The 12,772-nt window shown below is 63.0% G+C and carries 15 protein-coding genes; 12 read left to right on the top strand and 3 right to left on the bottom strand.

Annotated elements, in window-relative coordinates; translation table 11 throughout:
- Positions 1-133: 133 nt before the first annotated feature.
- Genes ABDW57_RS00495 through ABDW57_RS00515 form a run of 5 tightly spaced genes read left to right on the top strand, consistent with a single transcriptional unit; the run spans position 134 to position 3,008 of the window.
- On the top strand, positions 134-778 hold the full coding sequence (locus ABDW57_RS00495) for an outer membrane protein assembly factor BamE (RefSeq protein ID WP_343728246.1): 645 nt from the start codon (positions 134-136) through the stop codon (positions 776-778).
- Between the two features lie 13 nt (positions 779-791).
- Positions 792-1,598 (top strand): 4-hydroxy-tetrahydrodipicolinate reductase, encoded by an 807-nt coding sequence (dapB, locus tag ABDW57_RS00500; RefSeq protein WP_343728247.1) that lies wholly within the window; start codon positions 792-794, stop codon positions 1,596-1,598.
- The gene (locus ABDW57_RS00505) at positions 1,595-2,260 is read left to right on the top strand and encodes a MotA/TolQ/ExbB proton channel family protein (RefSeq protein ID WP_343728248.1); all 666 of its coding nucleotides are present in this window, start codon (positions 1,595-1,597) and stop codon (positions 2,258-2,260) included. Before dapB ends, ABDW57_RS00505 begins: the two co-directional genes overlap by 4 nt.
- A gap of 4 nt (positions 2,261-2,264) precedes the next feature.
- Positions 2,265-2,690: a biopolymer transporter ExbD gene (locus ABDW57_RS00510; RefSeq protein WP_343728249.1), complete on the top strand. Its 426-nt coding sequence runs from the start codon at positions 2,265-2,267 to the stop codon at positions 2,688-2,690.
- Positions 2,691-3,008 carry a barstar family protein gene (locus tag ABDW57_RS00515; RefSeq protein WP_343728250.1) on the top strand — a complete coding sequence of 106 codons (318 nt, stop codon included), beginning with the start codon at positions 2,691-2,693 and terminating at the stop codon, positions 3,006-3,008.
- Here the strand turns inward: ABDW57_RS00515 and map are convergent.
- From map to ABDW57_RS00530, 3 genes are read right to left on the bottom strand one after another with little or no spacing between them, the layout of a single operon-like run.
- On the bottom strand, positions 2,995-3,831 hold the full coding sequence (gene map, locus ABDW57_RS00520) for a type I methionyl aminopeptidase (protein ID WP_343728251.1): 837 nt from the start codon (positions 3,829-3,831) through the stop codon (positions 2,995-2,997). The two genes, ABDW57_RS00515 and map, sit on opposite strands and share 14 nt — an antisense overlap.
- Positions 3,832-3,873: 42 nt before the next feature.
- Positions 3,874-4,242 (bottom strand): VOC family protein, encoded by a 369-nt coding sequence (locus ABDW57_RS00525; protein WP_343728252.1) that lies wholly within the window; start codon positions 4,240-4,242, stop codon positions 3,874-3,876.
- A gap of 37 nt (positions 4,243-4,279) precedes the next feature.
- Positions 4,280-5,056: a DUF6597 domain-containing transcriptional factor gene (locus ABDW57_RS00530; RefSeq protein ID WP_343728253.1), complete on the bottom strand. Its 777-nt coding sequence runs from the start codon at positions 5,054-5,056 to the stop codon at positions 4,280-4,282.
- Positions 5,057-5,134: 78 nt separating this feature from the next.
- Here ABDW57_RS00530 and ABDW57_RS00535 point away from each other — a divergent pair, with 78 nt between their 5' ends.
- The 7 genes from ABDW57_RS00535 (at position 5,135) to ABDW57_RS00565 (ending at position 12,772) form a co-directional block, all read left to right on the top strand.
- Positions 5,135-5,689: a PAAR domain-containing protein gene (locus tag ABDW57_RS00535; protein WP_343728254.1), complete on the top strand. Its 555-nt coding sequence runs from the start codon at positions 5,135-5,137 to the stop codon at positions 5,687-5,689.
- Positions 5,690-5,691: 2 nt separating this feature from the next.
- Positions 5,692-6,615 carry a 3D domain-containing protein gene (locus ABDW57_RS00540; RefSeq protein WP_343728255.1) on the top strand — a complete coding sequence of 308 codons (924 nt, stop codon included), beginning with the start codon at positions 5,692-5,694 and terminating at the stop codon, positions 6,613-6,615.
- A 2-nt stretch (positions 6,616-6,617) separates the two neighbouring features.
- Positions 6,618-7,109, top strand: a complete 492-nt coding sequence (locus tag ABDW57_RS00545) for a hypothetical protein (protein ID WP_343728256.1) — start codon at positions 6,618-6,620, stop codon at positions 7,107-7,109.
- A gap of 84 nt (positions 7,110-7,193) precedes the next feature.
- Positions 7,194-9,815, top strand: coding sequence for a leucine--tRNA ligase (gene leuS / locus ABDW57_RS00550; RefSeq protein ID WP_343728257.1), 2,622 nt, complete (start codon positions 7,194-7,196; stop codon positions 9,813-9,815).
- A gap of 9 nt (positions 9,816-9,824) precedes the next feature.
- Positions 9,825-10,430 carry an LPS assembly lipoprotein LptE gene (lptE, locus tag ABDW57_RS00555; protein WP_343728258.1) on the top strand — a complete coding sequence of 202 codons (606 nt, stop codon included), beginning with the start codon at positions 9,825-9,827 and terminating at the stop codon, positions 10,428-10,430.
- Between the two features lie 9 nt (positions 10,431-10,439).
- The gene (gene holA / locus ABDW57_RS00560) at positions 10,440-11,456 is read left to right on the top strand and encodes a DNA polymerase III subunit delta (protein WP_343728259.1); all 1,017 of its coding nucleotides are present in this window, start codon (positions 10,440-10,442) and stop codon (positions 11,454-11,456) included.
- Between the two features lie 11 nt (positions 11,457-11,467).
- Entirely contained in the window at positions 11,468-12,772 is a 1,305-nt protein-coding gene (locus tag ABDW57_RS00565; RefSeq protein ID WP_343729095.1) for a glutamate-5-semialdehyde dehydrogenase, read from the top strand.

Raw genomic sequence — 12,772 nt, forward strand, 5'->3', positions numbered from 1 at the left:
TGGTTGGCGATAGCTAGCCGCTAGTTTACCGTACTCCGACTAATCCGGTTACAAAGATTTGCCCCGTCCCGTGCCGGGTGCTTTATGATATAGCGTTTTTCGGCACATCCGCTCGACCAGATTGAGGACATTTATGCGCGTCACCCAGGCTTTTTCGCAGTCTTTGTTGCACCGTTTTACTCCTGTCGCCGCGACCGTTTGCGTCGCGCTGGCGCTGGGCGGCTGCGCGACCAAAACCACGCTGGGCGAGAAATCGACCGAGGTGAAAGACAGCGAGCCGACGCTGGATGCCAGCAAGGGCGCGCAAACCACCACTATTACCAAACTGCAACGTTTCATGTGGTTCTTCTCGCCGTATCGTCCGGACATTCAGCAGGGCAACTTCGTATCGGAAGAGATGTTGTCGCAGTTGAAAGTCGGCATGACGCAGGACCAGGTGCGCTTCATCTTCGGCACCGCGCTGCTGACCGATCCGTTCCACGGCAACCGCTGGGATTATGCTTTCCGCCTGGCCAAGGGCAATGGCGAAATCACCACCAGCCGCGTGATCGTGTTCTTTGACAAGGATGGCAAGGTGGAGCGCTGGGAAGGCGGCAACCTGCCGACCGAGAAAGAATACATCGCCCGCATCGCCGGCCCGGCGCCGAACGCCAAGAAGGAAGCGGCCATCGAGGCAGCGCTGTCCAAGCCGGCCCCGACCGCGCCGCTGCCGGCCGGCACCGACAACCCGGCCGCTGCCTCGCCGGTCGGTGTCACGATCAGCAACGACAAGAAATAACAAGGATTTGAGCATGACCCAGATGAACATCGCCATCGCCGGCGCCGGCGGCCGCATGGGCCGCATCCTGATCGAAGCCGTGCAGAATGCGGACGACGCCCGCCTGTCCGGCGCGCTGGACCGTGCCGGCTCGGAGCAGGCCGATGCCGCCGCCTTCCTCGGCAAGCCGGCCGGCGTGCCGGTGGAGTCGGACTTCAGCAAGGGCCTGGCGGGCGCGCAGTACCTGATCGACTTCACCCGTCCGGAAGCGACCCTCGAGCACCTGAAATATTGCGCCGAGCACGGCATCAAGCTGGTGATCGGCACCACCGGTTTTGACGATGCCGGCAAGGCCGCGATCGCGGCAGCGGCAAAGAAAACCGCCATCGTGTTCTCGCCCAACTTCTCGGTCGGCGTCAACGTGACCATGAAGCTGCTGGAGCAGGCCGCCAAGGCACTGTCCACCGGCTACGACATCGAAATCATCGAAGCCCACCACCGCTTCAAGGTCGATGCCCCGTCCGGCACCGCGCTGAAAATGGGCGAGGTGATTGCCGACGCGCTGGGCCGCGACCTGAAGGAACACGGCGTGTTCGCGCGCGAAGGCGTGACCGGCGAGCGCGATCCCTCGTCGATCGGTTTTGCCACCATCCGCGGTGGCGACATCGTGGGCGACCACACCGTGCTGTTTGCCGGCATCGGCGAGCGCATCGAGATCAGCCACAAGTCCAGCAGCCGCGTCACCTACGCGCATGGCGCCATCCGCGCCTGCCGCTTCCTGGCCGACAAGCCGACCGGCCTGTTCGACATGTATGACGTGCTGGGCCTCAAAGACAAATGAATCCCGCGGCCAGCCAATTCACCCTGAGCCGCTTCTGGGAGCAGGGTGACGCCATCAGCCATGCGGTGGCGTTTGTGCTGCTGGCGATGTCGCTGGTCAGCTGGTTCTTCATCCTGGCCAAGGCCTATGCGTCCTGGCGCATCCGTCGCAGCGCGCCGGCGGTGCAGGCCTTCTGGGATGCGCCCAGCATGCAGGACGGCGTGGCCGCGCTGGCGCTGGCCGATCCTGAACAGATTTTCCTGCCGCTGGCGCAGCAGGGCGCCGCGCAGCTGACCGCTGCCGCCCGGCCGTCGCTGGGCGGCGAGATGGACCGCTCGGCGCAGGCCACGCGCGTGCTGCGCGCGGCGATACAACGTTCTACCAACCGGCTTGAGGCCGGCCTGACGCTGCTGGCGTCGATCGGCGCCACGGCGCCGTTTGTCGGCCTGCTGGGCACTGTCTGGGGCATTTACCATGCGCTGGCCAATGTCTCCTCGCACGGCACGGTGCAGATCGATAAAGTGGCCGGCCCGGTGGGCGAGGCGCTGGTGATGACTGCGATCGGCCTGACGGTGGCGATTCCGGCAGTGCTGGCCTACAATGGTTTCAACCGCGTCAATCGCCTGACCCTGGCCGAGCTGGACGCCTTCGCACACGACCTGCACGCTTACCTGACCAAGTAAGATCATGGCCTTCGGCGCATTCAATCACCACCGCAATCCCGGCCCGATGGCCGACATCAACGTCACGCCGATGGTGGACGTGATGCTGGTGCTGCTGGTGATTTTCATCCTTGCCGCGCCGATGTTCACCGGCTCGGTGCAGCTCGAGCTGCCGAAGGCGCAGGCCCCGGCCGCGCAAACGGCGCCGGCGGCGACCGTCACGCTGTCGATCGACGCCAAGGGCCAGGTTTTCTGGAATAACGATCCGGTGGAGAAGGACGCGCTGGAGTCGCGCCTGATCGAGGCGGCCAGACTGGACCCGCAACCGGAACTGCAGCTGCGTGCCGACAAGGACACCCGCTACGAAGTGGTGGCGCAGGTGATGGCCGCGGCGCAAAGCAATGGATTAACGAAATTGGGCTTCGTCACGGACCCCAAGGAGAAGAAATAAATGGCTACCGCAGAACTGAACGGCGCAGCGATCAAGGATTTCGACAGCTTCCACGCCGAATGCAAGGCCGCGATGGGCTTTCCCGACAGCTACGGCAATACCATGGATGCCTGGGTCGATTGCCTGAGCTATCTGCGCGATGACGATAGCATGAGCAAGTACAAGCTCAAGCCGAATGAGGTACTCGACATCGTCATCAAGGACGCGGCGGTCATGCAGCCCGACATCCTGGAAGAAGTCACCTACTGCGTGGCCGGCCTGAACGAGCGCTACGAAGATTACGGCGAAAAGCCGGCCCTCAAACTTACCCTGCGCTGATTTCTACCCCGGCCGGCACCGCGTTCGGAATATTGGCCTTGGCGCCGGTTTCGCCGGGCGCCAGCGTCAGCACCTCGAAGCCGGTTTCGGTGACGTGTACCATGTGCTCCCATTGCGCCGACAAGGATTTGTCGCGCGTCTCGACGGTCCAGCCGTCGCTCAATTCTTTCGTTGCGGCCTTGCCGGCGTTGATCATCGGCTCGATGGTGAACAGCATGCCCGGCTTCAGCACCATGCCCTGCCCTGGTCGGCCATAGTGCGTCACCTGCGGATCTTCGTGGTAGACCTGGCCGATGCCGTGGCCGCAGTAATCCAGCACCACGCTGTAGCCGGCTTTCTCTGCCACGGTCTGGATGGCGAAGCCGACGTCGCCCAGCGTGGCCTTCGGCTTGACGGCGCGGATGCCGGCCCACATGGCGGCGTAGGTGGTTTCCACCAGCTTGCGGGTGGGCTTGGACGGTTCGCCGACGTAGTACATGCGGCTGGTGTCGCCGTGCCAGCCGTCCTTGATGACGGCCACGTCGATGTTGATGATGTCGCCGTTTTTCAGCACCTGGGTTTCCGATGGAATGCCGTGGCACACCACGTGGTTGACCGAGCTGCACACGGTGGCCGGGAAGCCGCCGTAGCCAACGTTGGCCGGGATCGCCTGCTGCACGTTGACGATGTAGTCGTTGCACAGCTTGTCGAGGTAGGCCGTGGTCACGCCCGGCTTGACGTGGGGAGCGATCATGGTCAGGACATCGGCCGCCAGCTGGGCGGCGACGCGGGCCTGAACCATTTGCTCGGGCGTTTTGATGAGATTGGCGTTACGGCGGGACATGGACTACCTCGTTATTTGCTGAGGCGGTATTGTCCCACAATCTCAGCGTACCGCCTTTAAATCAAAGTGCGGGTTGAGGATGAGGCACAGCAGGTTGCCGAAGGGATCGGCCAGTTCGACCGTGCGGATGCCTTCGCCGACGTCCTGGATGGCGCCGTGGATGGTGGCGCCCAGCGCGGTGATGCGGGCGACTTCGGCTTCGATATCGTCCACGCCCCAGTAGACCAGTGCGCCAGCCTGGGCGGGCGTGCCGCCGTCCGGCAGCAGGCCCAGCTCGAAGCCGCCGATGTTGAAGCCGACGTAGAACGGCTGGTCAAAATACGGCTGGGCGCCAAAGACTTGGATGTACCAGTCCTTGGCGGCGGCCAGATCGGCCACCGGGTAGATGGCGGTGCGCAGTCCCTTGATCATGTGTGTCTCCAGTTGATGAAAACATCATCTTGGCACATCAGACAGCGGCGGGATTGGAAAAATGGAATCGCTCGGGCGTGGCGCCGGCCAGTTCCCGGAAATCGTGGATCATATGGGATTGGTCGAAGTAGCCGCACTCCAGCGCCAGTTGTGCCCAGTCCGGCACGTCGGCCGGGGCGGCCTTGATGGCGGCGGTGGCGTGGCGGAAGCGGCAAATCCGCGCAAACAGCTTGGGCGACAAGCCGACATGCTCACGGAACTGCGCCGCCAGATGCTGCCGCGACACGCCCAGCCCGGCCGCCAGGTGTTCGACGCGCAGCGCACCGCCACCGCCATCCAGCGCTTTCAACGCCCGCTGTACCAGCGCCGGGCCACCGGAGCGCCCAGTCGTTGCGCCGCCGGCCTGCAGCCGCCGCACCAGCTCCTGTTCAATCAGCGCCAGTTGCGCGCGCTCGGGCGCGTCACTGGTCCACAGCGCATCGGCCAGCCGATCCGCATCGCTCCGTCCCCACAGCACGTCGACGTCGGCCCGCTGATCGGTCAACGCCTGTAGCGGTGTCGCCAGGAACAACCCGGCCATACCCGGCTTGAAGCGTACCGCCAGCGTCCGCACCGGCCGCACGCTGGCGACCACGATGGAGGACGACATCATCCCCACCGCAAACCCTGGCTGTCCGCCATCTTGCCAAAGAATGTCGACGCAGTTATCCGGCAGCACCCGGTGCGCATGGGCCAAAGCCGGCGCACGCGCCGCCCACATGCAGTCCACGTAGGTGGCCAAGGCAGGGTGGGGTGGGTATTCTCGGTAATGCATCCGGACAGTATGCCACGCGCGAATCGTGCACGGCGCTTTTTACCGATGATGTAAGCTGGCAATAATGTTTATTTTGCATTGAACAAGGCAACCGTGGGCGAAAAAGCGATCATCCGGCTGGGCGATAAAACATCGCACAATGGCACTGTGCTGGAGGGATACCAGGACACTATCTGCATGGACAAACCCGTCGCGGGTGTTGGCCACAAGGTTAGCTGTCCCAAGTGTTCAGGCTCCCACACCATTGTCGAGGGGGCAACCAGTTTTTTTGTACTGGGGAAAAATATCGCTGTTGAGGGCATGAAAACCTCCTGCGGCGCGGTGCTGATTGCCAGTCAGCAGAACGATACCGTAGAAGCTGGAGGGGGCGGCGCGCCCGCCGGGGCTGCCGCTGCCAGTACGGCAAAGGCTGCGGCCGCCGCCGCTGCAGCGGCGGCGGCCGCGCTGGCAGCCAGCGCCTTCGACGAGCAATTCCAACTGGTTGACAAGCAGGGCAAACCGCTGGCCAACGCCACCTACAAAATCGTGGCTGCCAGCGGCCAGGAAGTGGAGGGCGTCACCGACGCCAACGGCAAGACCCAGCGCATCAAGACGGCCGCCGCCGAACAATTACAGATTTACCTGAAGAGCTGACCATGGCCGAATTCCTGCTGGTGGGCACTGCCGTCACCAATGCCGTTACCAACTCAGTGGTCCAGGTGCAGGTCGAGGAGCTGTTATGCTCGATCACGATTGTGCCCAATGAGCTCGGTGACAACCTGCCGATCATTCAAAAGGCATCGCGTACCCTGAATAACAAGGTACTGTATCACCTCAAGCTGAAAGCCCGGCTGGTGCGGAATGCCGGCGGCAAGCCGGCGCCAGGGCATGTACTGGCGCTGAAATCGAGCCGTCCCGGCGACAAGCTGACCGTGCCCCCGAAGACCGACGACAATGGCGAGCTGGTGTTTACCATCGATACCCGCGAAAAGGGCGAGGCGGTCATCACTACCACCACCGAGGGCGTCACGCTGGCTGAGTTCAGGGTTACTTTCAAAGAGGCGTGGTACGAGGAAAAATTCAAGATCACCGGCTATAACGTGTGCGACGAGGCCGATTTCTCAGGCGCGCTGGTCGCCGGCACCGGGCTGGATGAAAAGCACAAGGAAGATTTTCTCTTTGGCGCCGCCGGCGTGCCGATGCAGGGTACCGGCAAGGCCACGGACGGCCGCTACATTCGCCTGCAGTCCTTTGAAGGCGGCTGGCACCGGAATGCGCGCGGCAACCGGGACTACGTCAATACGCAGTCGAGCGTGACATTCGCCTATGCCGATGGTGTAATAGGCTCATTCAATCCGGTCAGCGCCAACCATTCGATCGCGGTTGATCCGCACGTGATCCCGAAAAAAGGCAAGGTCCATATCGAAAGCGTGGGCGAGCGCTGGGCGGATGACCGGGGCAGCGCCATCCTGGGTTATCACATCGATAATTTTCTCGGCGCGGGCAAGGCGGTGGTCACGGCCTGGCTCAAGGGTGAAGTCAACGGCACGCAGCGGCGCGTCAAGTATTTGGGAGAGTAAGGATGGCCTGGATTCGTATCGCGCTGGCGGCCAGTGCGCTGGCGCTGAGTCTGCAGGCGGAAGCGGCGGCGTTCAAGGATGTGTACGTCGACGATGCTGGCCAGGTGCACCTGGTGACGGCGGCCGGCAAGGACCTGCACATCGCTGGCAAGCGCTCCGCCATCAATCCGCAACTGGCGCCCGATGGCAACAGCGCCGCCTGGCTGGTGATGGCGCCCGCCGACGCCAAGGGCGAAGCCGGCGCCAACGAGGTGCGGCTATACCGCGACGGCAAGGCGCGCGCGATCAAGTGCGAACCCTTTATCCGTGATTTCTGGTTCTGGAAGGGCGGCAGCCGAATTGCCATCGACTGCGGCGGCAGCCACTTCGCGGGCCGTGAAATCCTCTATGACAGCGCCACGCTGAAGCAGCTGGAGAGCTTCGACCAGGCCATGGTGCCGGCTGAAAAGCGGCCTGAATGGTCATCTTCCAGCGACCGCTACCAGCCAGATTGAGGTCGCTGCGGCGTTACGCGCTCAGCGGGGGAATGAAACGGTATAATGTCCGGTTCATATTCAACTTTTGGCCGTACACCGATCATGCAAGATAAATATAGTCCCGCCGACGTAGAAAAAGCCGCTCAATCCCACTGGAAGGCGATCGACGCCTACAAAGCTGTCGAGAACGATCCGCGCTTCCCGAAAGGTAAGTACTACGCTTGCTCCATGCTGCCTTACCCATCGGGCAAGCTGCACATGGGCCACGTCCGCAACTATACGATCAACGATGTGATGTACCGCTACCTGCGCATGAACGGCTACAACGTCCTCATGCCCATGGGCTGGGACGCGTTCGGCATGCCGGCGGAAAACGCGGCAATGGCCAACAATGTGCCGCCTGCGCAGTGGACCTATTCCAACATCGCCCACATGCGCTCGCAAATGGAGCTGATGGGCCTGGCCATCGACTGGTCGCGCGAAATGACCGCCTGCAAGCCGGAATACTACAAGTGGAACCAGTGGATGTTCCTGAAGATGCTGGAAAAGGGCATCATCTACAAAAAGACCGGCACCGTGAACTGGGACCCGATCGACCAGACCGTGCTGGCCAACGAGCAGGTCATTGACGGCAAGGGCTGGCGCTCGGGCGCGGTGATCGAGAAGCGCGAAATCCCGATGTACTACGCGCGCATCACCGACTACGCCGAAGAGCTGCTGGAACACGTCGACCACAAGCTGCCAGGCTGGCCTGAGCGCGTGCGCATCATGCAGTCCAACTGGATCGGCAAGTCGACCGGCGTGCGCTTCGCCTTCCCGCACGAGATCAAGGATGCCGACGGCAAGCTGATCAACGATGGCAAGATGTACGTGTTCACCACCCGTCCGGACACCGTGATGGGCGTGACCTTCTGCGCCGTGGCTGCCGAGCACCCGCTGGCCGTCCTGGCCGCGCAAACCAATCCGGAACTGGCCGCCTTCAACGCCGAATGCAAACTGGGTTCGGTGATCGAAGCCGACATGGCGACCATGGAGAAGAAGGGCATGCCGACCGGCCTGTTCGTCACCCATCCGCTGACCGGCGACAAGGTGGAAGTCTGGGTCGGCAACTACGTGCTGATGACCTACGGCGACGGCGCCGTGATGGGTGTGCCTGCGCACGACGAGCGCGATTTCGCCTTCGCCAGGAAATACAATCTGCCGATCAAGCAGGTCATCAAGGCCGAAGGCCAGGAATTCTCGAACGACGCCTGGCAGGAATGGTACGGCGACAAGGAAGTGGCTATCGTCACCAACTCCGGCAAGTACGACGGCCTGCGCTACGCGGAAGCGGTGGATGCGGTGGCTGCCGACATGGCCGCCAAGGGCCTGGGCGAGAAGAAAATCACCTTCCGCCTGCGCGACTGGGGCATCTCGCGCCAGCGCTACTGGGGCACGCCGATCCCGATGATCAACTGCGCCGATTGCGGCTCGGTGCCGGTGCCGGAAAAAGACCTGCCGGTGGTGCTGCCGGAAGACTGCGTGCCGGACGGCAGCGGCAACCCGCTGAACAAGTACGAAGCCTTCCTGAAATGCGATTGCCCGCAGTGCGGCAAGCCGGCCCGCCGCGAAACCGACACCATGGATACCTTCGTCGATTCGTCGTGGTACTACATGCGCTATACCTCGCCAGGCTCGAACGATGCCATGGTCGACAGCCGCAATGATTACTGGATGCCGATGGACCAGTACATCGGCGGCATCGAACACGCCGTGCTGCACCTGCTGTACGCGCGCTTCTGGACCAAAGTCATGCGCGACTTCGGCCTGGTGAAATTCGACGAGCCATTCGTCAACCTGCTGACCCAGGGCATGGTACTGAACGAAACCTACTACCGCGAAGACGCCGCCGGCAAGAAGACCTGGTTCAATCCAGCCGACGTCGATCTGACCCTGGACGACAAGGGCCGCCCGCAAGGCGCGGTGCTGAAGGACGACGGTCAGCCAGTGCAGATCGGCGGCACCGAGAAAATGTCGAAGTCGAAGAACAATGGCATCGACCCGCAAGCGCAGATCGAACAATACGGCGCCGACACCGCGCGCCTGTTCACCATGTTCGCCTCGCCGCCAGAGCAAACGCTGGAATGGTCGGGCAGCGGCGTGGAAGGCGCCAACCGCTTCCTGAAGCGCGTGTGGAACTTCGGCTACGCGCAGCGTGAAGCCATCGCCGCCGCCGGTTCGCCATTGAGCGCCGCTGCCGCCAGCGACGCCGGCAAGACCCTGCGCCGCGAAGTGCACAAGGTACTGCAGCAGGCTGACTACGACGTCAAGCGCATCCAGTACAACACCGTGGTCTCGGCCTGCATGAAGATGCTGAACACGCTGGAATCGGCCAAGGACGTGGAAGCGGCCGTGCTGTCGGAAGGCTATGCGATCTTCCTGCGCCTGCTGAACCCTGTCGCGCCGCACATCACCCACGTGCTGTGGAAAGAGCTGGGCTACGCCGGCGACATCCTGGACGCGCAATGGCCGCAGGTGGATCCGGCCGCGCTGGAACAGTCGGAAATCGAAATGATGATCCAGGTGAACGGCAAACTGCGCGGCAGCGTGGTGGTGGCCAAGGGCGCCGACAAGGCCGCCATCGAAGCGGCTGCGCTGGCCAACGAGGCGGTGCAGAAGTTCATCGAAGGCACGCCGAAGAAGGTCATCGTGGTACCGGGCAAACTGGTCAACATCGTGGTGTAAGGCAGAGATATGGCAACGACTTCGAAGTTCTTGAGCGCGGCGGTGCTGGCTGCGGCGCTGACGCTGTCGGGCTGCGGCTTCCATTTGCGCGGCGACAGCGGCCATTACACGCTGCCGTTCCCGTCGCTGTACGTGGGGCTGCCGGAGTCGTCGCCATTGGCGATCGATTTGAAGCGCAATATCCGCGCCAACGGCGGCACCACGGTGGTCAACTCGGCCAAGGATGCCGACGGCGTGATCGACGTGCTGTCGAATCCCGAGAAGACCAAGACCAAAACCATTCTGTCGCTGAACAGCAATGGCCGCGTGCGTCAGTATCTGCTGACTTACAACATCGTGTTCCGCGTGCTGAACAAGCAGGGCGCGGAGCTGCTGGGGCCCACCACGATCACGCTGACGCGCCCGATCGACTTTAACGAAACCCAGCTGCTGGCAAAAGAGCAGGAAGAAGCGCTGCTGTACAAGGACATGCAGACCGACCTGGTACAGCAGATGATGCGCCGCATCGCCGCCGTGAAAACCCCGGGCGTGTCGCTGCCGCCGGCGCCGCTGCCGGCCGACAAGCAGCCATCGGCGCAGCCGTCGACGATTCCGCCGGCCGTGCCGATCCAGTAAAGGCGCCGCATGCAATTACGGTTGGAGGCGCTGGACGGCCATTTGAGCAAATCGCTGTCGCAGCTGTACGTGATCACCAGCGACGAGCATTTGCTGGCGCTGGAAGCCGCGGACAAAATCCGCAAGGCGGCGCGCGCGCAGGGCTATTCCGAGCGCGATGTGCTGACCGTGGAGCGCAGCTTCAAGTGGGGCGAACTGCTGGCGGCCAATCAGGCGCTGTCGCTGTTTGGCGACAAGAAGCTGATCGAACTGCGCATCCCGACCGGCAAGCCGGGCAAGGATGGCGGCGCGGCGCTGCAGAATTATGTGAAGGATCTGAGTCCGGACAACCTGACGCTGATCACGCTGCCAAAGCTGGACTGGCAGACGCAGAAGGCGGCGTGGGTGACCGCGCTGCAGCAGGCGGCGGTGTATATCGACATCCCGCAGGTGGAACGGGCGCATTTGCCCAATTGGATAGGCCAGCGCCTTGCCCAACAAGGGCAGAGCGCGGACCGGCAGAGTATTGATTTCATCGCCGATCGCGTGGAAGGCAATCTGCTTGCGGCCCATCAGGAGATACAAAAACTGGCTTTGCTGCACGAGCCGGGCAAGCTGACCTACGAGCAGGTGCATGAAGCGGTGCTGAACGTGGCGCGCTATGATGTGTTCAAGCTCAGTGAGGCGATGCTGGCCGGCGATCCGGCGCGCTTGATCCGCATGCTGGATGGCCTGAAAGGCGAGGGCGAGGCGCTGCCGTTGGTGCTGTGGGCGGTGTCGGACGAGATCCGCACGCTGCTCAAGCTGAAGGCGGGCATGGCGCAAGGCCGGCCGCTGGGGGCGCTGCTGAAAGAGCACCGCATCTGGGGGCCGAAGGAACGCATGATGGACCCGGCGCTGCGCCGCATTTCGCTGCCGACGCTGGAAGCGGCAATGAAGGATGCCGCGCAAGTGGACAAGATGATTAAAGGCCTGCGCGCGAAAGCGCATGCGGGCGACGCGTGGGACGCGATGCTGCAATTGGCCCTGAAAGTCGCACGCGGCTGATAACCGCCGTCATTCCGGCCTGCGCCGGAATGACGGAGCAGAGGACAACGATGGACACCAAGCACTACATGGAACAACTGGGTCAGCAGGCGCGCAAGGCTTCGCGCGCGATGGCCCGCGCCAACAGCGCGCAGCGCAACCGCGCGTTGTCGCTGATCGCCGATGCGATCGAACGCGACGCCGACGCCCTGCGCGCCGCCAATAAGCTCGACATGGACGCCGCCGCCGCGAACGGCCTGGAACCGGCCATGCTGGACCGCCTGGCGTTGTCCGACAAAGCCATCGCCACCATGGTGGAAGGCCTGCGTCAGATCGTCGCGCTGCCTGACCCGATCGGAGAAATCTCCGGCCTCAAATTCCGCCCGACCGGCATCCAGGTCGGCCAGATGCGCGTGCCGCTGGGCGTGATCGGCATCATCTACGAATCACGCCCCAACGTGACGGTGGACGCGGCCGGCCTGTGCATCAAGAGCGGCAACGCCACCATCCTGCGCGGCGGCTCGGAAGCCATCCACTGCAACCGCGCGCTGGCGAAACTGGTCAAGGAAGGCCTGGAAGGCGCCGGCCTGCCGGCCGATGGCGTGCAAGTGGTGGAAACCACCGACCGCGCCGCCGTCGGCGCCCTGATCACCATGCCGCAGTACGTGGACGTGATCGTGCCGCGCGGCGGCAAGGGCCTGATCGCGCGCCTGATGGAAGAAGCCACGGTGCCGATGATTAAGCACCTGGACGGCATCTGCCACGTCTACATCGACGGCAAGGCAGACATGAAGAAGGCGCTGGACATTGCCTTCAACGCCAAGTGCCACCGCTACGGCACCTGCAACACCATGGAAACGCTGCTGGTGGCGCGCTCGATCGCCCCGACCGTGCTGCCGGAGCTGGCCAAGCTGTATGCGACCAAGGAAGTGGAACTGCGCGCCGACGCCGAAGCGAAAGCGATCCTCGCCGGCTATCCGCACCTGACCGACGCCACCGAGGAAGACTGGTCGACCGAATACCTGGATGCGATTTTGTCGGTCAAGGTGGTCGCCGATGTGGACGAGGCGATGGAACACATCAACACCTACTCGTCCAAGCACACCGAGTCCATCGTCACCGAAGACCACTCGGCGGCGATGCGCTTCCTGCGTGAAGTGGATTCGGCGTCAGTCATGGTCAACGCCTCCACGCGCTTCGCGGACGGCTTTGAGTATGGCCTGGGCGCCGAAATCGGCATCTCCAACGACAAGCTGCACGCACGCGGCCCGGTGGGCCTGGAAGGTTTAACATCGCTTAAGTATGTAGTATTCGGTAATGGTCAAATTCGTGAGTAG

Origin of the sequence: Duganella sp. (assembly GCF_039595735.1) — a bacterium.
Taxonomy (GTDB): Bacteria; Pseudomonadota; Gammaproteobacteria; order Burkholderiales; family Burkholderiaceae_D; genus Rugamonas.

Bases quoted from the DNA above. Each gene is read 5' to 3' on its own strand.
- ABDW57_RS00510 (WP_343728249.1), top strand. From the start codon at position 2,265: ATGGCCTTCGGCGCATTCAATCACCACCGCAATCCCGGCCCGATGGCC.
- map (WP_343728251.1), bottom strand. From the start codon at position 3,831: ATGTCCCGCCGTAACGCCAATCTCATCAAAACGCCCGAGCAAATGGTT.
- ABDW57_RS00505 (WP_343728248.1), top strand. From the start codon at position 1,595: ATGAATCCCGCGGCCAGCCAATTCACCCTGAGCCGCTTCTGGGAGCAG.
- ABDW57_RS00545 (WP_343728256.1), top strand. From the start codon at position 6,618: ATGGCCTGGATTCGTATCGCGCTGGCGGCCAGTGCGCTGGCGCTGAGT.
- ABDW57_RS00495 (WP_343728246.1), top strand. From the start codon at position 134: ATGCGCGTCACCCAGGCTTTTTCGCAGTCTTTGTTGCACCGTTTTACT.
- ABDW57_RS00525 (WP_343728252.1), bottom strand. From the start codon at position 4,242: ATGATCAAGGGACTGCGCACCGCCATCTACCCGGTGGCCGATCTGGCC.
- lptE (WP_343728258.1), top strand. From the start codon at position 9,825: ATGGCAACGACTTCGAAGTTCTTGAGCGCGGCGGTGCTGGCTGCGGCG.
- ABDW57_RS00530 (WP_343728253.1), bottom strand. From the start codon at position 5,056: ATGCATTACCGAGAATACCCACCCCACCCTGCCTTGGCCACCTACGTG.
- ABDW57_RS00540 (WP_343728255.1), top strand. From the start codon at position 5,692: ATGGCCGAATTCCTGCTGGTGGGCACTGCCGTCACCAATGCCGTTACC.
- ABDW57_RS00515 (WP_343728250.1), top strand. From the start codon at position 2,691: ATGGCTACCGCAGAACTGAACGGCGCAGCGATCAAGGATTTCGACAGC.
- dapB (WP_343728247.1), top strand. From the start codon at position 792: ATGACCCAGATGAACATCGCCATCGCCGGCGCCGGCGGCCGCATGGGC.
- leuS (WP_343728257.1), top strand. From the start codon at position 7,194: ATGCAAGATAAATATAGTCCCGCCGACGTAGAAAAAGCCGCTCAATCC.
- holA (WP_343728259.1), top strand. From the start codon at position 10,440: ATGCAATTACGGTTGGAGGCGCTGGACGGCCATTTGAGCAAATCGCTG.